This is a genomic window from Congregibacter sp., assembly GCF_045107095.1.
Taxonomy (GTDB): Bacteria; Pseudomonadota; Gammaproteobacteria; order Pseudomonadales; family Halieaceae; genus Congregibacter.
Window position 1 is genome coordinate 1 of sequence record NZ_JBGCFU010000008.1, and the last position, 21,201, is coordinate 21,201.

General features: G+C 54.6%; 17 protein-coding genes and 1 pseudogene. 12 read left to right on the forward strand and 6 right to left on the reverse strand.

The window, feature by feature from the left end:
- A pseudogene (locus tag AB8B76_RS01745) lies at window positions 1-794 on the reverse strand (adenylyl cyclase); the annotation flags it as partial.
- Between the two features lie 150 nt (window positions 795-944).
- Here AB8B76_RS01745 and AB8B76_RS01750 point away from each other — a divergent pair.
- From AB8B76_RS01750 to AB8B76_RS01760, 3 genes are read left to right on the forward strand one after another with little or no spacing between them, the layout of a single operon-like run.
- Complete coding sequence (locus AB8B76_RS01750; RefSeq protein ID WP_405269383.1) at window positions 945-1,157, forward strand: RNA-binding S4 domain-containing protein; 213 nt, start codon at window positions 945-947, stop codon at window positions 1,155-1,157.
- A gap of 6 nt (window positions 1,158-1,163) precedes the next feature.
- A complete protein-coding gene (locus AB8B76_RS01755; protein WP_405269386.1) occupies window positions 1,164-1,565 on the forward strand; it encodes a DoxX family protein in 402 nt (133 codons plus the stop codon).
- A gap of 34 nt (window positions 1,566-1,599) precedes the next feature.
- The gene (locus AB8B76_RS01760) at window positions 1,600-2,652 is read left to right on the forward strand and encodes a BtrH N-terminal domain-containing protein (protein WP_405269389.1); all 1,053 of its coding nucleotides are present in this window, start codon (window positions 1,600-1,602) and stop codon (window positions 2,650-2,652) included.
- A 49-nt stretch (window positions 2,653-2,701) separates the two neighbouring features.
- On the opposite strand, the gene AB8B76_RS01765 is transcribed toward AB8B76_RS01760, so the two are convergent.
- Complete coding sequence (locus tag AB8B76_RS01765; protein ID WP_405269392.1) at window positions 2,702-3,151, reverse strand: DUF3237 domain-containing protein; 450 nt, start codon at window positions 3,149-3,151, stop codon at window positions 2,702-2,704.
- A gap of 112 nt (window positions 3,152-3,263) precedes the next feature.
- Window positions 3,264-3,626, reverse strand: coding sequence for a DUF3192 domain-containing protein (locus tag AB8B76_RS01770; protein ID WP_405269395.1), 363 nt, complete (start codon window positions 3,624-3,626; stop codon window positions 3,264-3,266).
- 173 nt (window positions 3,627-3,799) lie between these two features.
- On the opposite strand from AB8B76_RS01770, the gene AB8B76_RS01775 reads away from it, so the two are divergent.
- Window positions 3,800-5,353 (forward strand): BCCT family transporter, encoded by a 1,554-nt coding sequence (locus AB8B76_RS01775; protein WP_405269398.1) that lies wholly within the window; start codon window positions 3,800-3,802, stop codon window positions 5,351-5,353.
- A 73-nt stretch (window positions 5,354-5,426) separates the two neighbouring features.
- Here AB8B76_RS01775 and AB8B76_RS01780 read toward each other — a convergent pair whose 3' ends face one another.
- The gene (locus AB8B76_RS01780; RefSeq protein ID WP_405269401.1) at window positions 5,427-7,610 is read right to left on the reverse strand and encodes a PQQ-dependent dehydrogenase, methanol/ethanol family; all 2,184 of its coding nucleotides are present in this window, start codon (window positions 7,608-7,610) and stop codon (window positions 5,427-5,429) included.
- 143 nt (window positions 7,611-7,753) lie between these two features.
- Between AB8B76_RS01780 and AB8B76_RS01785 the strand changes: the two genes are divergently transcribed.
- The 3 genes from AB8B76_RS01785 (at window position 7,754) to AB8B76_RS01795 (ending at window position 11,367) form a co-directional block, all read left to right on the forward strand.
- The gene (locus AB8B76_RS01785) at window positions 7,754-8,398 is read left to right on the forward strand and encodes an oxidoreductase (protein WP_405269403.1); all 645 of its coding nucleotides are present in this window, start codon (window positions 7,754-7,756) and stop codon (window positions 8,396-8,398) included.
- A gap of 267 nt (window positions 8,399-8,665) precedes the next feature.
- A complete protein-coding gene (locus AB8B76_RS01790) occupies window positions 8,666-10,891 on the forward strand; it encodes a S9 family peptidase (protein ID WP_405269406.1) in 2,226 nt (741 codons plus the stop codon).
- A 2-nt stretch (window positions 10,892-10,893) separates the two neighbouring features.
- A complete protein-coding gene (locus AB8B76_RS01795; RefSeq protein ID WP_405269409.1) occupies window positions 10,894-11,367 on the forward strand; it encodes a DUF1348 family protein in 474 nt (157 codons plus the stop codon).
- A 12-nt stretch (window positions 11,368-11,379) separates the two neighbouring features.
- Here AB8B76_RS01795 and AB8B76_RS01800 read toward each other — a convergent pair whose 3' ends face one another.
- The gene (locus AB8B76_RS01800; protein WP_405269412.1) at window positions 11,380-13,107 is read right to left on the reverse strand and encodes an amidohydrolase; all 1,728 of its coding nucleotides are present in this window, start codon (window positions 13,105-13,107) and stop codon (window positions 11,380-11,382) included.
- Between the two features lie 130 nt (window positions 13,108-13,237).
- Here AB8B76_RS01800 and AB8B76_RS01805 point away from each other — a divergent pair, with 130 nt between their 5' ends.
- From AB8B76_RS01805 to AB8B76_RS01815, 3 genes are read left to right on the forward strand one after another with little or no spacing between them, the layout of a single operon-like run.
- Window positions 13,238-14,554 (forward strand): spinster family MFS transporter, encoded by a 1,317-nt coding sequence (locus AB8B76_RS01805; RefSeq protein WP_405269415.1) that lies wholly within the window; start codon window positions 13,238-13,240, stop codon window positions 14,552-14,554.
- A 32-nt stretch (window positions 14,555-14,586) separates the two neighbouring features.
- A complete protein-coding gene (locus tag AB8B76_RS01810) occupies window positions 14,587-15,300 on the forward strand; it encodes a DUF4386 domain-containing protein (RefSeq protein WP_405269418.1) in 714 nt (237 codons plus the stop codon).
- A 27-nt stretch (window positions 15,301-15,327) separates the two neighbouring features.
- The gene (locus tag AB8B76_RS01815) at window positions 15,328-16,620 is read left to right on the forward strand and encodes a nitrate/nitrite transporter (protein WP_405269421.1); all 1,293 of its coding nucleotides are present in this window, start codon (window positions 15,328-15,330) and stop codon (window positions 16,618-16,620) included.
- Between the two features lie 10 nt (window positions 16,621-16,630).
- On the opposite strand, the gene AB8B76_RS01820 is transcribed toward AB8B76_RS01815, so the two are convergent.
- Window positions 16,631-16,771, reverse strand: coding sequence for a hypothetical protein (locus AB8B76_RS01820; RefSeq protein WP_405269424.1), 141 nt, complete (start codon window positions 16,769-16,771; stop codon window positions 16,631-16,633).
- Here AB8B76_RS01820 and putA point away from each other — a divergent pair.
- Window positions 16,763-20,308: a bifunctional proline dehydrogenase/L-glutamate gamma-semialdehyde dehydrogenase PutA gene (gene putA, locus AB8B76_RS01825; RefSeq protein WP_405269426.1), complete on the forward strand. Its 3,546-nt coding sequence runs from the start codon at window positions 16,763-16,765 to the stop codon at window positions 20,306-20,308. The two genes, AB8B76_RS01820 and putA, sit on opposite strands and share 9 nt — an antisense overlap.
- A gap of 129 nt (window positions 20,309-20,437) precedes the next feature.
- Entirely contained in the window at window positions 20,438-21,196 is a 759-nt protein-coding gene (locus AB8B76_RS01830; protein ID WP_405269429.1) for a hypothetical protein, read from the forward strand.
- Window positions 21,197-21,201: the final 5 nt, after the last annotated feature.

A 21,201-nucleotide genomic window follows, 5' to 3' on the forward strand; every position in this document is an offset into this window, starting at 1 on the left:
CGATCATAAGTCTCTGACCACAAATGAAAACCTCCCTCGGCCTCAATCAACTGTGCGGTGATCCGGAGCTTGGTGCCGGCCTTGCGCACCGAGCCTTCAAGCACGTGGCCGACCTTGAGTAGCTGGGCTATTTCTCCGATATCGCGGTTGTCACCTTTGAATTGGAAAGAAGATGTTCGCGCCGCAACGCGCAGCGCCGGAATTTGTGCGAGCACATTGAGCAATTCTTCGGAGATACCGTCAGAGAAGTATTCCTGCTCCGGGTCCGAGGAGAGGTTCACAAAGGGCAGTACAGCAATAGAAGTATCGTCGGTCGCGCTCGCCGGCGTAGCGGCGCGCTCCGACGCTTTCGCTGCTTCTTCCGTTTGCTGCCGCAGAGCTGCCATACCCGTGAGCTCCACGCCGGACTCACTTTCTGCACTAGCAGTACCAGGAACATCCGAGGTCTGCTCACGCAACCGGCCATCCCAAAACAGATAGGCTACCGCCACCACCAAAGTCACAATAATCAACGTATCGAGTTTGCGACGAGTTTGATGGACTACCGACACGCCTTCTTCAATATCGGACTCACGCTTTATGCCTTCTGGCGTAAGCTCAAAAACCCAGGCAAAAATCAGTGCGGGCAATAGACCCAGCAGCAGCAAAAACAGCAGCGCCTGCATGACCCAGTCCGGCGCACCGATGTTTTCCATCACCACATCGGCAACTTGCAGCAATAACCAGGCGACCACCGTGTAGGCAATCCCCACTCGAACGACGTTCCTGCGATGTAACTCGCTGAATAAGCTCATGATTAACCTTTGTAGATTCCACAAGCACGTTAGCAAATGCTTAGTCGGGTAACCAGACAAACTATTAACCCTGCCGCGACAACTAAGTGTCATCTTGCCCGGCGATGGGTACACTCTCGCCACCATATCCCCCCCGTCTGTAGGACAAGCATGCGCATCATTGAAATCACCCGCGAACCCGTAGAGCTCTACAAGATCCTCAAGTTTGAAGGCCTTGTTACCACGGGGGGCGAAGCCAAATTGCTCATCGGTGACGGCCAGGTGTCGGTCAATGGAGAGATCGAAACGCGCAGACGGCGCAAAATGCTCAACGGCGATGTCATCGAGTTCCGATCCGAAACCCTTCAACTTCAACTGGTCTAGATACCTATGCACAGCACTGCTACATCCACCCAGCGCGCGTTAATGCTGACCGGACGCGCCCTCCTCGGCCTGTACTTCATAGTGCCCGGTATCACCAAGATCACGGGGTTTGCCAACATGGTGCAGTACATGACGGATCATAATGTCCCTCTGGTACAACCACTCCTGATACTCACTATTGTTTTGCAAATAGGCTGTGGAGCAAGCCTGGCCGCGGGGTGGCGCGCCCAGTTAATGGCTTTTGTCCTCGCGGGCCTGACCTTGGTAATTAGTATCTACATGCACAATTTTTGGGTCATGGAAGACGGCCCGCAACGAGCTCACGAAATGCAGAACTTTGTTAAGAACATGGCCATCATGGCAGGATTGCTCTATGTGGCGGGTGTCACCCCCGCCTCCAAAGACTAAACGGCCCAATCAATAAGACCATCGGGTAAAAACTATGCGCGCCCTTATCGAAAACTATCGCAACCTCACCGCTGGCCACTGTGGCAGCGGCTCCATGCGTAACCTGATCTTTCATTACACGGGGTTAGAGTTGGATGAGGGCGTGATCTTTGGCCTGGGCTCGGGACTCGACGCAGTATATTTTGATTATCCTCACGCAGATCCGCCCTACATGTGTTTTGGACGGGGCTCTTCCTTTGAAACCGACGTCACAGAAGCACTGGGTATTGATTACCGTGAAACGCCCGACCCTGACGATGATCAGGCTTGGGAAGATGTGCGCCAGGAAGTAATTGCCGGCAGGCCCACAATGCTGTCCGGCGACATCTACTACCTTGATTACCGGAAATTCAAGGTTCATTTCCCCGGACATCGCTTTGTGCTGCTGGGCTTTGATGACGAAAAAGACGAGGTCTATGTCGCCGATCGCACGGAAGAAGAGACACAAACCTGCTCCACCGAAGGCGTGCGGCTAAGCCGGAATCCACCGGGCGGAATGTCTACCTTTAATACCTGGGGCAAGTTTCACTCGACTCAAGTGCGTCATAGTCTGCCCGATGCCTGCGGCATCGCGCTGCGTAAAACCGTAGGACGCATGCTCAACTTCGATACCAGCCAGCGAGACCTCATGGCGAACCTACGCGGCGACAGTGACGGCGAGCTCTCCGTAGGCCTCCAGGGTCTTCGCACCCTTGCCAACCAACTCCCCCGCTGGGCCGAGCTTGAAGATCCTGTGTCACATGCGCAGTACCTCGACAATGCCATCGTCAAATTTGGTACCGGCGGAGGCTTTTTCCGTGATCACTACGCCGCATTTATGCGCTGGGCGGCGATTCAGCGTCCAGATCTAGTCGGACCGACAACAGTTGCCCTGGCTGAAGGCGCGGCGCGGGAGTGGAACGCGCTTTCACCGATCATGCAGAGTGTCGTTGCAGCGCCAAAAGACGCCCTGCTTTGGCAGCAGGCACAGGAAAAGCTGGAAGACATTTACGAACAGGAGTATTCGTTGTTTGGGCACCTTGCAGATACGGTGTTAAAAGCGGGTTAAGGTGTAACTATCGTCACCTGCTCATAACAAACGGCCAAGGATGCGCCGCTCAGGCAGGCCGCCAGACTCGATACTCAACTCCCGCATTAGGCAGCAGACGCCCCTCGCCAATAAAGAATGTTGAGTTAACCCACGAGTAACGCTCATCGCCGGTTTCCAATCGCGGATTGGTGTAAAAATCCTGATCGTCAAACTCAGTACCGAGCCCATTTTCCAAGGCATTCTGTACCGTATCGTTCAAACCTAGCAGACCGACATACTGCACATAGATGTGGGCGTCATCGTGGGTTTTTACTTGCATACGGACATCTACCCTCAAGCAACCCTGGGCGTCTATCAACGCCCACTCTCCACCGCTGAGTACTTCACCGTTGAGGCGCTCGCCCTCTACGGTCCCGTTGGCGATGCCGTAATGCATGCGCGTACCAATAGGACCCGCGCCAACGGGGTTAGGCTCATAAAGGTTTGCTCGGATCGTAAACTCGTGAATCAGCTGCATAGGGTTTTGCCTCTATTAACGTCTTTATTATCGTAGTTAAACCCTAGCAGGCTTTTTAGCCAAAGTGCGAATCACATCTGAGGAACCGCGCCGGCTCCGGCATTACATCTATTCAAGAACGAAAGTCTCGATAGGCGCTATCACCCCAGCCTACGAGCATGTCGTTCTTGAAAACCACCGGCGTCATCTCGTCTCGAGTGGTCTGTCCGTCAGAGTGCTTACGCTGAGTGCGATAAAACAGTACACGGACCTCTTCACCATCGCGGGTAAAGGCTTCGGAATCGGTCGGTGTTCCCAACTTATCCACAACAGCGCTACGAGAGACACCGAGATCCAGCTGGCTGATCATTTCGCGGTTAACACGCTGATCTTCGCGCCAGTCATCGGACGTGACTCGTTCGCCGTTAATGTAAACACAGCCGCTGGCAGCCATAGATAGAAGGACGACCAGAGATAATTGAACTAAAGATTTCACGAATATTTCCTCATTAGGAGATGTGTCTATTAACGCTGCCGGCACAAATTGAGCGGCGTTGTTATGAGTACCCATGATTCGATGATTCACCCACGAGATCAATTGGCTCACAGGGCGATCCACCGCACTCACAACTCAGCTCATCGCTTCCCCCTGTATAGTGTTGCCACAGCATGGAGCCCTCCCTCATCTACAAGCTACGATTGCAGTACGAATCACTGAATCTCCGGCCTCTGGTTTTTTGGCCGACCTTTACGATCCTTATGCTCGCGGTCGCTTTCAGCATCGTGGACTTGGAGCGGTTTTTACAGATAACCCGGTCCATGAATGACACGATTCTGGAGCAGTTCGGGTGGTTGTTTAGCTACGGCAGTTTTTATCTCGTATTGCTCACCGCAGCTGCGTATCTGTCGCCGCTAGGAAAAGTTGTGATTGGAGGGTCCGAATCCACGCCCCTGCTTTCCAAACCCCGGTGGTTTTTCATCACCCTGTGTACAACGCTCGCCGTAGGCATTCTTTTCTGGACGACTTCTGAGCCGATCTATCACCTCAATGCTCCCCCGGTCAGCAAAGGTATCGTACCTGTCACAACAGAAGCGGCGGCCTTTTCTCTATCGGCGATGTTTCTCCACTGGAGTTTCACGCCCTATGCGATTTACACCATTCCGTCACTGACCTTCGCGCTGGCGTTCTATAACCGGCGGCTACCCTTCTCGATCAGTAGTTCACTGCGCCCCGTTTTTGGTCATTGGGTTAAAGGTAAGACCGCCGACTTTATCGACACGCTGGCATTGAGCGCCTTGGTCACAGGGATGGCTTCCAGTCTCGGCACCGGTGCGCTGAGCCTCATTGGCGGTACCAGCGAAGTCATGGACGTAAGCACAACACCTGTGTCTCTGGGCATCGCTATAACTCTCGTTGTGGTCACTTTCGTTTGGTCGGCGGCCAGTGGTTTGCACCGAGGTATCGCAAAGCTGTCCTCAATCAACGCACTTTTGTTGCTGCTCTTGGGTCTCTTCGCCGCGTTTGCAGGCCCGTCACTCTATCTACTGTCATTCGGCGCTGTGGGCATAGGTACCTACGCGAGCACTTTTCTGGAGATGAGCCTCTTCACCGGGAGCATTACCGGAGACGACTGGCCATTACAGTGGAGCGTTTTTTACTGGGCGATTTGGTTTGCCTGGGCGCCCGTGAGCGCACTGTTTCTGGGGCGCCTTGGCCGAGGATACTCGGTGCGGGAGTACATCAGGATTAACTTTCTGTATCCGTCCCTGTTCGCCATTGTCTGGATTGTTATCTTTTCTGGCACCGCGATTCACATGGATATGAGCGATCCCGGCTCGCTCAATGTTGCGCTACAGGAACAGGGACCGGGCAAAATGCTCTACGCGGTTTTCAGCCAGTTTCCCTTCAGCGGCCTTACGGTACCGCTGCTGGTTTTCATCGCATTCATTTCCTTCGTAACTGCCGCGGACTCCAATACCGATGCCATTGGCAGGTTATGCGCGAAAGACGTCACTGCAGAATCAGAGGAGAAGACGGGGCTTGGTGCCAAGATCTTGTGGGGCGCCATGATCGGTGTGGTGTCCTGGACCATGGTGAGTTTCGCCGGCGTCGACGGAATACGTATGCTATCCAACCTAGGGGGTATAGCAGCGGTGACGATCGTATTGGCGAGCAGCATCACGCTGCTCAAGTGGCTTATGAATCCGCGGCTCCTCGATTAGGCTATCTTCGAGAAGAACAATCCTCGATCAGAGCTTCTTTCCGACCAAAAGCAGGAGCCGCGATAAGTAGGGCTTACTCCGCACGAACCAAGCGACGCTCGCCGCGCTTCGCGCCCAGCACCGCCTCGTGCTTCACATACTCTTTGATTAAGTCAGCTTCATCGGCGGTCAGATATTCCTTCCATGCCGGCATGCCATTGGCCGCCAAACCACCTTCCATAACGATAGCCTGCCATGCAGGTTCAACGTCCTTGATCCGATAGCGTAAGTCTGGAATGAGACCGGCGCTTATGGCGTTACCGCCATGGCAAACCGCGCAATACAGGTTGAACAGGCTGCGACCACTTTCCACAAATTCACTGCTAGCCAGCTCAATCCCGTCTGCTTCGAGTACCTGCTCCATTACCGGTACTTCAGGTAGCTCTTCGGACGCTCCCAGCTTGAACACGAGGAGGCGGCTAATGTTGATCATATTTTGAGGGCCGCTCACCGAACCAAAGGGAAGACCGGTTTCGCCACCCCAACCCTGGGCCACGGCCACGTACTGTTCATCGTCAATAGTGTAAGTAATCGGGGACGCCATCACCCCGCCCTGTACAGGATAGCTCCAAAGCTCATCCCCCGAGTCCGCAGCAAAAGCACTGAAAGCCCCGGCCAGATCACCCTGAAACAACAGATTTCCGTGTGTAGACAGCAAACCGGAACCTGAGTAGTAGCCCCGGGGTTTTGTCCAGACTGCTTCGCCCTTGATCGGATCCCAGGCGATCAGCTCCGCCGCCAAGGCCTCTTTACCAATCGCAGCCCGCGCCTCTGCGGGTACTTCATCAGGAATTCCCACCATAAGGCCGGCATTAAAGTTAATGTGCCAAACCGCATCGCGCTCGAGGGTATGAAAGTCATCCGCGTAAATGGCTGAGTGAGACTTGGCTGGGATATAGACCAGACCTGTGTCGGGGCTATAAGTCATGGGGTGCCAGTTGTGGGCGCCCGAAGGTCCAGGCGACACCATGGTATCGGTATTGCCATCACGCATACCTGGTGCTTCTACCGGTCTACCCGTCTCCATATCCACATGTGTAGCCCAGGTTACCGGCATGTACTTATCGGCAGACAGCAACTCGCCGGTTGCTCGATCTACAACGTAAAAGAATCCGTTCTTGGGTGCCTGCATCAGGACTTTGCGCTCCTCCCCCTCTATGGGCAATTCGGCAAGGATCATGTGCTGCGTTGCAGTGTAGTCCCAGTGATCGCCGGGTGTCGTTTGGTAATGCCAAGCGTAGTCGCCGGTATCGGCGTCCACCGCGACAATCGACGAGATAAATAAATTGTCTCCGCCCTCCGGGCTACGAATCTTTTGATTCCAGCTCGCGCCGTTCCCAACGCCGATGTACAAAAGGTTCAGCTCAGGATCAAAGGCGAAAGAATCCCAGGCGGTGCCGCCGCCCTTGCCGTTCTCCCACCACTCTCCAGTCCAGGTTTCTGCGATGCGCTCCTGTGTCTCGTCCTCAAACCCATCTGCGGGGTTGCCTGGTACGGTGAAGAAGCGCCAAGCCTGCTCACCAGTCACCGCATCGTAGGCCGTCACGTAACCGCGCACAGACATCTCAGCGCCGCCATTACCAATAACCACTTTGCCGTTAACGATGCGCGGCGCACCCGTAACCGTGTATGAGTCAGTAGAATTGATTCGGGTATCGACCTGCCAAACGACTTCACCTGTGTCTCTGTCCAGCGCATGCAGACGACCATCCAGGCTCGCGGCGTAAACGTTGTCACCCCAAAGTGCCGCACCTCGATTTACTACGTCGCAGCAGGCTCGCACTCCGTAATCCTTGGGAACCTCGGGGTCAAAGTGCCAAAGCTCTTCGCCGGTTTTTGCATCGTATGCCAGTACATGGCCCCAGGATGCGGTGACAAACAACTTGCCGTCGGCCATCAGGGGTGTGGTTTCAATACCTCGGTCGGTAGGGAGTTCTGCATACCAGGCAAGACCTAATTCTCCGACATTATCTTCGTCAATGGATGCAAGAGGACTGAAACGTTGCTCTCCATAGGTACGACCGTGAGTGAGCCACTCGCCGGGGGTTTCATCTGCAGCCTCGATTCGTTCAGCAGTGACCGCGGTCGTTGAAAGAGCAGGTGTCTCCACTGGTTCCTGAGCGATAGGTTCTTCCTGCTGGTCGCTACTGCAAGCAACAGTTAACAGCAACAGGCCTGACAGCAGCACTTTATTCACGGGTATGATTTTGGGGTCCATTACTGCAACTCGCACTTATTGTTAGGGAGCGGCAAGGTTAGCAAAGTTTGCTCCCGAAACAACACGGCAAAAGGCTTGCCGCCCTTGTCCCGAAAAACCGGGAGTGGGACACTCCATTGCTTCATCGACGAGGGCGGCAAGTAGTGAAGAGATTACTGTTAGCAGGTGCCACGGGACTCGTCGGACAAGCTGTGCTCAAAGCGTATGACGAAGGACAGTTCCACGTTACCACCGTGGGTCGACGGGCCACCGGGCAAGTATCCAACGAAGTGCTTACGGACTTCCTTAGCGCTCCAGACTTGCCGGCCGCGAATGTCGCGGTTTGTGCGCTGGGCACAACCATCGCAGCCGCAGGATCCAAAAAGGCGTTTCGTGCGGTGGATTACGACGCTGTAGTGCGCTTTGCGCAAGCAGCAATGGCTGCAAGCGTGGACCACTTTATTTTGGTGAGCTCCGTCGGCTCAAATCCCCAAGCGGGTGTTTTTTACGCCCGGGTTAAAGGTGAAGTGGAACGGGACCTGGCGACGATAGGATTCCGACGTCTCGACATTGCTCAGCCCGGATTGCTGCTGGGCAACCGCTTGGAAAGCCGCCCCGTAGAAACGCTCATGCGACGCACAGACCCACTGACGCGACTGTTCCTAAAGGGGCCTCTGGATCGTTACGCAGGGATAGAGGTCACAACTTTGGGCGCGGCCTTGTTAGCCTTATGCGGTCAGCAGGAAGACGGCACCTATCGCCATGAGAATCGTGCGTTGCACAAGTTGGCGGACCTTAAGCCCACCTAAAGGACAAAACAGAGTTTCACCACCGCTAAGGGGGCATTTGCAGTCAAGTATTGATTGGCGACACAATCACTTTTTTGGCTTCGGCACTCTCTTGCTATGTCCCTTATAAATACCCGCGATACCCGCGCACTGCGCCTTGTCCTCCGAACTCTCTTTGGAGCAACTTTCTTTGGAGCAACTTTAGTGGCCTGCACGAATGTTAATTCCTCTTCACCCTCACAAGCGTCACCCTCACAAGCGTCACCGACACAAACCTCGGGAAACCCGATGCAATCGGGCCAGCTCTCTCTTGAAGCTATATTCGCCGAGGACGCCTACAAAGCGGAACAACCCGGCCGTATTCAGTGGTTAAGCGACAACAGCGGGTACACCATGCTGGAAACACCAGCGGATTACGATAGCAGTGAAGTAACGGGTGAAACAGCTAATGACAAAAGCCCAGCCCCCAAGGAAATCGTGTTTTACGACCCTGCCAGCAGCGAGCGACGGATACTCGTGGGCGTTGATGCGCTAACGCCAAGGGGGGCTGAAGCGCCCCTGACCATCGACGACTACGACTGGTCGGATGACCACAGCAAACTACTTATTTATACCAACAGCAAAAAAGTTTGGCGCGTCAAAAGTCGTGGCGACTATTGGGTTCTGGACTTAAAAACACAAGAACTCATGCAATTAGGTGGTGACGCTGTTCCATCCACGCTGCAGTTCGCAAAGTTTTCTCCGGATGGGCAGCGTGTCGCCTATGTAAAGGAGGCCAATGTTTATGTGGAGGATCTTGGCACTGAGGAGATCACACAGCTGACGGAACGCTCTGGCGATCACATCATTAACGGGATCATGAGCTGGGCTTACGAAGAGGAGTTTTCGATTCGCGACGGATTCCGATGGAGTCCCGACGGTACAAGCATCGCTTATTGGCAATTCGACACGTCCGGCGTCCGTAACTTTTCGCTGATTAACAATACGGACGACCTCTATCCAAAAGTCACCGAAGTTCCCTATCCTAAAGTTGGCGAAACCATATCGGCGGCCAAGGTGGGTGCGGTTTCCGTATCGGGCGGAAAAACCGTTTGGGCTAATTTGCCGGGCGACCCTCGTCAGATGTATGTTCCGCGCATGGACTGGGCACCAGAATCAGACAAGCTCATTGTTCAGCATGTAAACCGACGCCAGGATCAAAATACCGTCTACTACGCAGACGCGAGTACCGGAGACGTCTCTGCTCTGTTTCTGGAGCAAGCGCCCCACTATCTATTTGACGTAGATGACGTGCACTGGCTAAAAGAAAGCGGTGATTTCCTTTGGCTTAGTGAACGCGATGGCTGGTGGCACGTCTACAAAGTCAGCAGCGATGGTCAGCAGATTGTCGATCTAACGCCTGGCGACTTTGACATCACAGACGTCGCGCACGTGGATGAAGCCTCCGGCTGGATCTATTTCTTAGCATCTCCGAAGGCGATGGAAGCTCGTTACCTGTTTCGCTCCCGTATGGACGGTAGCGGCGACATGCAGCAAGTCACGCCTACTGAATATGCAGGCACAAACAGCTACGACATTTCCAAGGACGGCCGCTTTGCCGTGCACACACACCAAAGCTTCATGCAGCCACCGCAATATCGCTTGATCTCTCTGGGCGATCACCGCGAAATCTCAATGCTTGAAGACAACGCCGAGCTGACTGCAAAGATTGCCGAGTTGGATCTGGGGGGACACGAGTTTTTCCGAGTGAACGCGCAGGATGGCTTGCCCTTGGACGGCTACCTGATTCGCCCGCCGAACTTTGATGGCGGTAAGCAATACCCGATTGTCTTTTATGTATACAGCGAGGTTGCCGGACAAACTGTTCGCGATGCCTGGGGCGGTAAACGCCATCTGTGGCATCTGTATATGGCGCAGCAGGGTTATCTTGTAGCATCAGTAGATAGCCGTGGAGCTAGAGCTCCCCGGGGCCGAGACTGGCGACAGTCGGTCTATGGCGGCATTGGCATCCTGGCGTCCCGCGATCAATCAGACGCGCTGAAGGCGATGACCGAACGCTGGGCCTACATCGATGAGGATCGCGTGGGCATCTGGGGGCATTCTGGGGGTGGCTCCATGACGCTCAACATGTTGTTTCGCTATCCCGACCAGTACAAAGCAGGCGTTTCTCAGGCGCCGGTCACAGATCAACGCCTTTACGACGCTATTTATCAGGAGCGCTATTCTGGACTACTGGATGAGTATGCCGACGAATACCTGGAGGCATCGCCCATTACTCACGCGAAGAATCTAGAAGGTGAGTTATTGTTGGTGCACGGCACAGGTGATGACAACGTGCATTATCAAAGCAGCGAGCGTCTGATCAACGAACTTGTGCGACTCAACAAGCCCTTTCGTTTTATGGCCTACCCGAATCGGACTCATGCTGTTGTAGATAGTGAAGGCGAAGGTACAGAGTTGCATCTCAATACAATGCGAGCTCGCTTCTTTGACGAGCACCTGATGACGGAGTAACCATGAACTTCCTTAAGGCGCTTAGCCTAACAGGCTTTTGGGCGCTGTCTTTTGACACTTGGAGCGACACTTTGATGAAACAAGAGGAAGACATTGCTAAATTTGCTGCCGCGTACACAGCGGCGTGGAACAGTGATAAGCCAGAGGAAGTCGCGGCTTTCTACGCTAGCGACGGGGCTCTTACTATTAATGGTGGTGAACCGGCGGCAGGACGCGCTGCGGTCGAGCAAGTCGTGGCAGACTTTATGACTGCGTTTCCCGACCTTGTTTTAAGTAATGATAACAATGCCATCGTTGATGGGCGTGTGAATTACCATTGGACTTTTGTGGGCACAAACACGGGGCCCGAAGGCACCGGCAACGCCGTCAATTTCAGCGGGTTTGAATCTTGGATTTTTAACGCCGAAGGCTTGATCCAGGATTCTATCGGTAGCTTCGATGCCGAAGACTACGAGCGACAGCTTGCCGAAGAGTAGCCACCTCTGCCCCTAGGGTCGCGCGTAAACCTCACGCCCTGCAAAGTAGGTGTGATCCACAACCAGAGACTTAAAGCTCTGGTTCATGGGCTCGGGTACGGTGCCACTGAAAACAACAAAATCTGCCCACTTACCAACGGTGATTGAGCCAATCTCATCTTTCCACGGCGTAATATCAGCGCCCGCCTGGGTATAGGCATACAGCGCATCATCAAACATTACGGACTCTTCGGGATGCCAGGACTTACCATCGTTGAAGCCAAAAGGGCTCTCCCGGAAGACCGCATCGCTGATCTGCGTTAGCGGACTTAAAGGTGATGTTGGATAGTCCGCTCCGAAAACCAAGTGCGCGCCGCCATCGAGCATCGACTGCCAGACATAGGCCCGATTCTCCCGGGCCTCACCCACACGAGTGGGAACATATCCGATTGCATTGGTGCAGTGGTTCGGCTGCATTGACGCAACAACTCCTAGCTCCTTAAACCTAGGCACATCATCCGGATGTAAGATTTCAATGTGCTCAATACGATTGGGTACCGGCACGGCGTTATCCTTCGATGCCTCGATAGCATCCAGCGCGGCGCTAACAGCCGCATCGCCAATAGAATGAATCGCTACGGGCATACCCTTTTCTGTTGTACGCCGAACCAGCTCCGCCAAGTCCTCTGGCTTTGTGATGTACTCTCCGCGCCAATTTGGACGATCGTGATAATCCTCCATCAAGACGGCAGTGTGTGCAGAAAGCACTCCGTCGTTAATCAGTTTTACAAATCCTGCCTGCAACAATGGTCCGGTATCGCTCTCCTTATTACTGCTCTTCACACGACGGTTGGTGTCACCGGTTATCTCTAGCACCGAATCCAGAGTTTGGTCCCAGGTATCAGGATTCATGCTCAGACCAAAATGGCCGTACCAAACCCGGATGGTGGGATCGCCGTTTTCCACAATGTGGAGATAGTCATCAAGCCCCCTCATTTGATGGAGCCCGGTAATACCAAAACTGTTGGCGTACTGCTGCATCTGTGCGAGCCCCTCCCGGCGCTTCGCGTCACTGCGGGCAGGAATGTGGTCGCGCACCACGCGCATAGCCCCTTCCAAAAGTATTCCTGTAGGTTCGCCCGACTCTGGGTCCAGAAGAATTTCACCACCGGCTGGCACGGGTGTGTCGGCGGTTACTCCGTTCATCTCTAGCGCTTTTGAATTTACCCAGCCGTAATGACCATCAATATGCGACAAAAATATGGGTCGATCAGGAACCACTGAATCCAGCATTTGGCGCGTGGGATATTCGCCGTCAGAAAGAGTGTGATCCCAGTAGCCTCCCGTGAGCCACTCCCCTTCCTCGAGGCGTTCATCCGCCTCTTTGATAAGCCTCAGCCACTCCTCCTTGTCCACCACGTAGGCCAAGTCCACGCCCGCGACTACGGGAGCGTTGCCATCTACGTGGGAATGGCTGTCGATCAACCCGGGAGTCACTGTTCTGCCAACGGCATCGATAATTCGAGTGTCGTCGTCCGCAAGGGCGCGTATATCTTCGTTGCTGCCAACGGCGGTAAAGCGTTTGTTTTCGATAGCAAAAGCTTCGACTCGCGGTGCGTCTGGGTCCACGGTGCGCACGTCGCCGTTCACCACAATAATGTCAGCCGCTGCGAGAGACACCGACACATTAGCGACGCCCATGTAAGCCGCTACGGACGACAGAACGGCGATCCGTGCTGCCACTATGATTCGTGTATTCACAAGCCCTTCCCTCTCGCCTTAGCTGAAGCAGCGATAATGCCACATCGTCAGACTGAGAAAACATCGTGAGCACGGCCAACAAATTGTGTAACCTCGACCAACCTTTTAATAAAGCCAACAAGGTACTTTCGTGAACGACGCTGAAACAACACCGAGCGCGACGCAAGATCATCCGGATAATCCTTACCGCTCTAAAAGCGCCAGCTGGTATGCCCTGTGCCTGCTGACCATTGTTTACAGCTTCAACTTTATCGACCGCCAGCTCCTGGCTATTCTCCAGGAATCCATCAAGGCTGATCTGAGTCTCTCGGATAGTCAGCTGGGGCTGCTTACCGGATTTGCTTTCGCGATTTTTTATGTCACCGCGGGCATACCGATTGCGCGCTGGGCCGACCGGGGCAATCGCCGTAATATCGTATCGCTGTCGCTGTTTATCTGGAGCTTCATGACCGCTCTCAGCGGTTTCGTCCAGAACTACACGCATCTGCTTCTGGCACGTATCGGTGTGGGCGTCGGCGAAGCCGGCGGCAGTCCCCCATCGCATTCGATCATTTCAGACATTTTCCCCGCGGACCGTCGTGCCACAGCGATTGGCTTTTACTCCATGGGCGTGAGTATCGGCATCCTGTTCGGATTTTTGGCCGGCGGCTGGCTCAATGAGTTCTTTGGATGGCGCACCGCTTTTATGGTTGTGGGCATTCCCGGCGTCATCCTGGCTATCGTTCTACGCTTTACCCTCAGGGAGCCCATCCGCGGCCTCCACGATGGCGCACCGAGTTCCAGCGGCGCCGTTCCTTTTGGTGAGGTGCTAAGGGTCCTCTGGAGTCGTCCTACATTTCGCCATATCGCTCTCGGCGCGGGTCTCAATGCTTTCTGCGGCTATGCGACGGCTAACTGGACTGCGTCTTTCATGATCCGTACTCACGGCATGTCAACCGGAGAGTTGGGAACGTGGCTATCCATGATCATCGGTGTCGGCGGTGCAATAGGCGTGTTTTTTGGGGGATACCTGGCGGATCGCATGGCAAAAACCGACAAGCGCTGGTACGCGTGGTTACCAAGCATATGTGGATTCGCCATTGTGCCGTTTATGGTCAGTGTTTACCTGGTCGATAACCCTTATGTGGCCCTGAGCTTGTCGATCATTCCAGGCCTGCTTTTTCAGGTGTACCTGGGTAACACCATTGCAACGACCCATGCAATTGTCGGCCCTCGAATGCGCGCAACAGCTTCTGCCGTACTGTTCTTGATTCTTAACATTATAGGATTGGGCGCGGGGCCCTGGGTCGTTGGCGTGCTGAGTGACATGCTCGCACCGAGCCTCGGTACCGAGTCCCTGCGCTATGCCATGTTGTATGCCCTTCCACCGGTGATGACATGGTCGGCCATCCACTACTGGCTCGCGGCGAAGAGTATCCGCGCGGACATTGAGAATGCGCCCAGCTGAGTCCGACTCAAGAAAAGTAGGCGGCGAACAGTATGCAAAGTGATCCTTCTCAGCGAATACGCACCGCCCGCATCGTAGGCTGGTCGCAGTTGGCACTCGTTGCTTTGGGTATCCTCACATCCGTAATGGTTGCTAAAGGAATCGACATCAACCTATCGGCTGATGTTGAGTCCACGGCTCGTAACATGCTCGAAGCGGAGACTCGGCTTCGGGCCAAGGCGTATCTGGCGTGCCTTGGCTTCGCGTTATCAACCCTCGTAAGTTTCGGCTTACAGATACTGTTAAAACCCTACGGACAGCTTCTTGCCTCTTCATGCCTTGTCGTGAGTATTACTGGCGCATTCCTTTCTCTTTTGGGAGCTGTGTTTGCCATGAACGCAGCAGAGATTGCCAGTGCCGCCGGCTATCAAGTCATCACGGATGACGGACAAAGACTGATGCTCGCAGGCCTGCAAGCCACCTCTGATTACACGGCTTTTCACCTAGGTTTGGTGATTTCCTGCGCGGCCCAGGCTGGATTCTTTTATCTATTTTTACGCTCGGGTCTTATACCCAAGCTGATTGCAAGCTGGGGGACATTCGCATCTCTATTGGTTTCGACAGTCATTGTGGCGAGGGACTTTATACCCGCGCTGGGACACAGCGGCATCACACTCAGCTTTATGCTCGGCAATCTCGTAGCTCTTCTGTCTTTGAGCCTCTATCTGGTTATTAAAGGTGTGCGAGTAGCTCCGGCCCCTCTATAATCTGCCGGCTTTGCGAGAGCCTCAGTCTTGATTCCTGTTAACTGGCCTTTTGACCCGCGGCGCTCGCCGATCTTCTACGGATGGGTGGTTTGGTTTTTTTCTACCGCCGGCTTCCTGTTCAGTATTCCCGGCCAGACCATGGGTATGGCGGTATTTACTGACACCTTTATTGAGGTGTTAGACCTGACCCGAACTCAGGTGTCCATGGCCTATCTCATAGGCACGGTCGCATCCTCATTGTTCCTCACCCGCGCTGGTCATTGGTATGACCTTTATGGCGGCCGCATTATGATCGCGGGTTCCGCTGCGGCCTTGGGCGCCATGGTACTGGTGATCAGCGGCGTCGACCTATTGAGCCAATTAATGGGGGGCTCCACGGCCGTAACCTTTGCCCTGCTGCTGCTTGCTTTTTTTGGTGTGCGATTTTTTGGCCAGGGAGTATTAACCAGCTGCTCGCGAAACGTATTGCTTCTGTGGTTCGTTAAACGGAGAGGCCTCGTCAGTGGTATCCGTAGCGTCTTCGTGTCCTTTGGTTTTGCCATCGCTCCTTTGGTGATCGCCTTTCTTATCACGACCTTTGGATGGCGTGGCGCCCTGTGGTTTATGGGACTTACTGTGGGTTTGGGCTTTGCACTCATGGCACTCGTCTTTATACGTGACAACCCTGCGTCCTGTGGCCTTCAAGCTGATGGCGACGCCCCCTCCGATCAGGAAAGCGTGCCCGCGGAAGCACCTTCAAAGACCCTCGATCAAGCGAGGCGAAGTCCCATTTTCTGGATCTACTCTCTCAGTCTTGGCATGCACGCGCTTTTTGGGACAGCGCTGGTGTTTCACGTGGTCGCGGTGTTCGGCGAAAGCGGCCTATCTGCCGATGTCGCCTTTGGCTATTTTCTGCCTGCCGCTGTCTTCTCGACCGCAAGCAACCTCATCGCCAGCAGCTTTGTCGATCGGCAGAAGCTGAAGCCATTTCTTGTGTTCATGCTGGCGGTACTGAGCTGCGGGGCCGTCGGACTGATCAACCTGGATCAAGCGTGGGGCTATTGGCTACTCGCGGCAGGTTTCGGTATCGGCGGTGGCCTATGGGGCGTTGTATCGAATCTCGCCTTCATCCGCTTCTTTGGGCCTTTACACCTGGGCGCAGTAAGCGGATTCAACGCGTCTATCTCGGTTTTTGCCAGTGCCATAGGGCCCGCCGCATTCAGCATGGCCGTGGATTACCTTGGCAGCTACAACGCCGCAGCCAAGATTTGTCTGATTATGTTATTGGCGCTGCTCGTGGCCGCGCTGCTTATCAGGCAGCGCGAAGTCATTCGTCCATGAGCAACTAAAGCTAGGCCGCGATGACTCTCAGCTTATTCTCGGGCTCTTCCCAGGGCAGGTAATGATCTTCGAGAATAACGAGGTTTTTGCGATTAACCAGCGCTGCCGGTAACGCTTGATTCCAAGAATTAAGGAACCCAGAATGAATCACGTTTTTACGCCAACGAGCCCATCAATGGCAGACCGTTATGAACAAGACCTCGATGCTATACGAGCACTGCACGTTGCCGACGAAGGAGAAGTCCTCGCAGCCCTAGTCGGCGGGGCTGGTATAGATCTCGACCTCCGCCAGCGGGCGCAGGCTCGCGCCGTAGAACTCATTGAACGGATTAGAAGTGCGGGCCAGCCCGGACTCATGGAACTTTTCCTCGCGGAATACGGGCTCTCTACGAATGAGGGCATTGCCCTGATGTGCCTGGCTGAGGCGCTGCTGCGAGTGCCTGACCCGGGCACCATTGACTCACTGATCGAAGACAAGATCACGCCCTACAATTGGAGTGAGCACAGCGGCAAATCGGGTTCATCAGTAGTCAACGCGTCCACCATTGCTCTGATGATGACCGGCCGGGTACTGGACGATGACAATTCGGCCAGCGTTTCCGGCTTGTTAAACCGCACTGTCAAACGACTGGGCGAGCCCGTCGTTCGTCTCGCGGTAAAACGCGCCATGCGCGAAATGGGCAACCAGTTTGTTTTAGGGCAAACCATCCAAGAAGCATTAAAGCGAGCGGAAACAGAAACACGACGAGGCTTTCGCTATTCCTTCGATATGCTAGGCGAGGCGGCGCTTACCCAGGCAGACGCCGACGCCTACTTTGAAGCCTACGCGGACGCGATACGCGCTATTGGAAAGTCTGCCAACGGCGATGCAATGCACGAGAGGCCGGGAATTTCGGTAAAACTATCTGCCTTGCACCCGCGATTTGAGTATTCAAAAAGCGCTCGCTTGCACAAGGAGTTGGCGCCAAGGCTCAATGCGCTTGCACGTCTGGCGAAGGAAGCAAACCTGGGTCTCAATGTAGATGCAGAGGAGTCTCAGCGGCTCGAACCTTTTCTCCACATCATTCAGGCCGCCTTATCCGACTCCCAGCTTGAGGGCTGGGATGGTTTTGGCGTAGTCGTACAGGCGTATCAAAAGCGTGCGGGGGCCGTCATCGATTGGTTACATCAGCTCGCCACATCGCTGGACAGAAAAATTATGGTGCGACTGGTGAAAGGCGCCTATTGGGATTCGGAAATCAAGCAGGCACAGGTTGAAGGCGTGATCGATTATCCCGTCTTTACCCGACGCAGTGCCACCGATGTCTCGTACATCTGCTGTGCGTCAAAGCTGCTCGGTATGACCGACAGAATCTATCCACAGTTCGCGACACACAACGCACAAACCGCCGCAACAATCGTAGAACTCGCAAATGGCCGGGATGATTATGAATTCCAGCGTCTCCATGGCATGGGAGAAACGCTGTTCAACCAGCTCATTGCCGATGGCGCAAACTGCCGTATCTATGCGCCCGTGGGCCCACACAAAGACCTTCTGGCCTACCTTGTACGCCGCTTGCTCGAAAACGGAGCAAACTCTTCCTTCGTACACAAGGTGGTAGACCCTGCCTACACCCCGATATCGCTGGCGACAGATCCTTTTGTCAACCTTGAAAAACTACAGGCACCGCGGCCTGCTGCACTTTGCGACCCTGCTGACATCTACGCCCCGGGGCGCAAAGCCGCTCAGGGATGGGACCTGAATAATCACATCGTAGTCCGGGAATTGGAGCTTGCTAGAGAGCGCTTTCTCGTACACCAATGGCAGGCTCTGCCGATTTTGGCGCGAGAAGTCGAAGCCAGTGAACCTTTTGCTCGCCGGGAGATCACTAATCCCAGCAGGCCGGAAGACGTAGTAGGCGTGTGCTTTGATGCCTCGCTGACTGACTGCGAAAGCGCCATTTCATATGCTCAGGACTGGCAGGATGCAGGAGCGCAACAGCGAGCGTTCGTATTACGGCGCGCAGCTGATCTTTTTGAGTCAAACTCCGGCGAGCTTTTCGCGCTGCTCGCTAGAGAGGCTGGCAAGTGTGCAGCTGATGCAGTTGCGGAACTGCGCGAGGCCGTAGACTTTCTGCGCTACTACGCCAACCGCGGCGAAGACTTGTCGCAGCAGCCCGCGCGGGGAATCATCACCTGCATCTCACCGTGGAACTTTCCTCTGGCAATTTTCACCGGACAAATCGCCGCTGCGCTAGCCGCGGGCAATGCTGTACTGGCAAAACCCGCGGAGTCCACACCCCTTGTCGCGGCGGTGGCCGTGCGGCTGATTCACGCAGCCGGTGTACCTCGCGAAGTTTTACAGTTTCTACCTGGCGATGGTTTGGTAGCGGGACAGGCGCTCACGTCATCACCAGACGTCGGGGGTGTTTGCTTTACCGGCTCAACCGCCACGGCAAAGCTAATCAATCGAACCATGGCAGAAAAGCTCTCCCCTTCCGCCCCGCTCATCGCGGAAACGGGAGGCATTAATGCGGGAATTGTGGATTCCACAGCACTGCCCGAGCAGGCAATCCGCGATGCCCTCGCCTCTGCGTTTCAATCAGCGGGACAGCGCTGCTCAGCCCTGCGCATTCTCTATGTTCAGGAAGATGTCGCTGACGTCCTTCTGGACATGCTCCACGGCGCAATGGATGAGTTGGATATCGGTAATCCCTGGTCCCTTGCTACGGACATAGGCCCGGTTATCAATCCTCAGGCCCAAGCGTCAATTCAGACTTATATAGAGTCCGCAAAGCAGGAAGGCCGTTTGTTAAAGCAGCTAGCGGTGCCCAGCAGTGGACACTTTGTGGGTCCCACGGTGATAGAGGTTACTGGCATAAAGGATCTGACGGCAGAAATCTTTGGACCCGTGCTACACATAGCTCGTTTTGCCGCTGAAGATTTTGAAAAGGTGATTGACGATATCAATGAGAGTGGCTACGGCTTGACCTTCGGTCTGCACACCCGCATCGATGAGCGTGTAAAAGAGGCCTCCGCCGCGGTGCATGCAGGAAACCTCTACGTCAACCGTAATCAGATAGGCGCAGTTGTCGAATCACAACCTTTCGGTGGCGAGGGGTTGTCCGGCACGGGTCCAAAAGCCGGAGGACCGCGCTATGTGCAGCGTTTTCAGCGGCCCCCGGAAGCCCAAAGTACTGGTGCGGCTGACACGGATCATACCGCTGCGGGATTGGATGCTGTGCAGGCCGCTATTGATTCTCTGGACTGGCACGAAGCTCAGGCGCTTGAGGAACAAGAAATGCCGGGGCCCACGGGAGAAGCCAACCGTTTGGCACTTTGGCCACGGGGGCTAGTGCTTTGTCTTGGCCCCACGGCCCAAGATGCTGCAATACAGGCAGGAACAGCGAGGCGTATGGGCTGCCCTGCACTGATGATTGCTCCGGGCGTTGATGCCTCTCAAGGTATCGATGCCTGGCTGCCGAGAGAGGCGCTCAAAGACCTATCAGGAATCGCCGTCGTGGCACTTTGGAGTAATGAGCAGGATCTTCGCAAGGCCCGGCGGGCTTTGGCTGCGCGCGATGGTGCGCTCGTACCATTAGTGACCGCCGACGACCTGGATAGCTACTGCGTGCATGAACGTCACACCTGTATTGACACTACAGCCGCGGGGGGCAACGCCAGCTTATTGGCCGCTGACACTGATTAAGCCCAAGGGAGCTTCGGGCCAATGGATTTGTATGCCTCTTAAGAGCTATTCTTCGGCACATAACAAGTGAGCCGACGATGCATTTCGCATGCACGCCGTTCCGACAATAAAACTAGAAGTACAACATTTATGCCACAACGACCCTTCGTTTCTTCACTCAGCGCCCTCGCGTTACTCATAGCGGGCCTGAGCTCTGTTGGCACCTCAGCTCAGGAAGACCAGGGCTTACAGTGGTCGGTAATGCCCTACCTCTGGGGATCGACGACGGAGCTGGATCTTACTTTTCGAGATGCCAGTGTCAGTCCAGACGAACTCAGTTTCAAAGATCTGGTAGACACGCTGGATGGCGCCTTCATGTTTCAAACCGAGATCGGTGCTGGCTACTGGAGTGTGTTTGCTGATGCTACCTATCTCAAGATCGCAAGCACCGATGTGCGAGACCGAATCAGTATCGATGTGGATAGCACCCAAATTTTTGCCGATGGCGCGGTAGCTTATTGGCCTCAGGGCTTTGGCTCGGCACTCAGCGTTTTTGGCGGTGTTCGCCACTCGAGTTTTGACAATAGTTTTGGATTTACAGCAACCGATGCAGAGATACCACCGGCGGAGAGAGTGTCAGATACCGACTACAACGACCTCCTCTTGGGCCTTCGCTACCACACCCCCATTTCCGATCGATGGGATATCCGCACCTATGCTGACTACGCGTTTGGTGATTCCGAGGGTGTCTTCGTCATCCGCGGAAGCTTCGCCTACAATTTCGGTAAGTCGGGACAAAATTCCGCCGTCGTGGGCTATCAATATAAAGAGGCGGAATTTACCGAAGGCGATCAGACAAACTCCTTCACCTATTACGGCCCACTAGTCGGCTTGGAGTTTAGTTTCTAAGGTGT

What these genes read in the sequence shown, in the direction of transcription:
- putA (WP_405269426.1), top strand. Translation starts at nt 16,763, where the DNA reads ATGAATCACGTTTTTACGCCAACGAGCCCATCAATGGCAGACCGTTAT.
- AB8B76_RS01790 (WP_405269406.1), top strand. Translation starts at nt 8,666, where the DNA reads ATGCAATCGGGCCAGCTCTCTCTTGAAGCTATATTCGCCGAGGACGCC.
- AB8B76_RS01795 (WP_405269409.1), top strand. Translation starts at nt 10,894, where the DNA reads ATGAACTTCCTTAAGGCGCTTAGCCTAACAGGCTTTTGGGCGCTGTCT.
- AB8B76_RS01830 (WP_405269429.1), top strand. Translation starts at nt 20,438, where the DNA reads ATGCCACAACGACCCTTCGTTTCTTCACTCAGCGCCCTCGCGTTACTC.
- AB8B76_RS01765 (WP_405269392.1), bottom strand. Translation starts at nt 3,151, where the DNA reads ATGCAGCTGATTCACGAGTTTACGATCCGAGCAAACCTTTATGAGCCT.
- AB8B76_RS01775 (WP_405269398.1), top strand. Translation starts at nt 3,800, where the DNA reads ATGGAGCCCTCCCTCATCTACAAGCTACGATTGCAGTACGAATCACTG.
- AB8B76_RS01810 (WP_405269418.1), top strand. Translation starts at nt 14,587, where the DNA reads ATGCAAAGTGATCCTTCTCAGCGAATACGCACCGCCCGCATCGTAGGC.
- AB8B76_RS01780 (WP_405269401.1), bottom strand. Translation starts at nt 7,610, where the DNA reads ATGGACCCCAAAATCATACCCGTGAATAAAGTGCTGCTGTCAGGCCTG.
- AB8B76_RS01750 (WP_405269383.1), top strand. Translation starts at nt 945, where the DNA reads ATGCGCATCATTGAAATCACCCGCGAACCCGTAGAGCTCTACAAGATC.
- AB8B76_RS01755 (WP_405269386.1), top strand. Translation starts at nt 1,164, where the DNA reads ATGCACAGCACTGCTACATCCACCCAGCGCGCGTTAATGCTGACCGGA.
- AB8B76_RS01760 (WP_405269389.1), top strand. Translation starts at nt 1,600, where the DNA reads ATGCGCGCCCTTATCGAAAACTATCGCAACCTCACCGCTGGCCACTGT.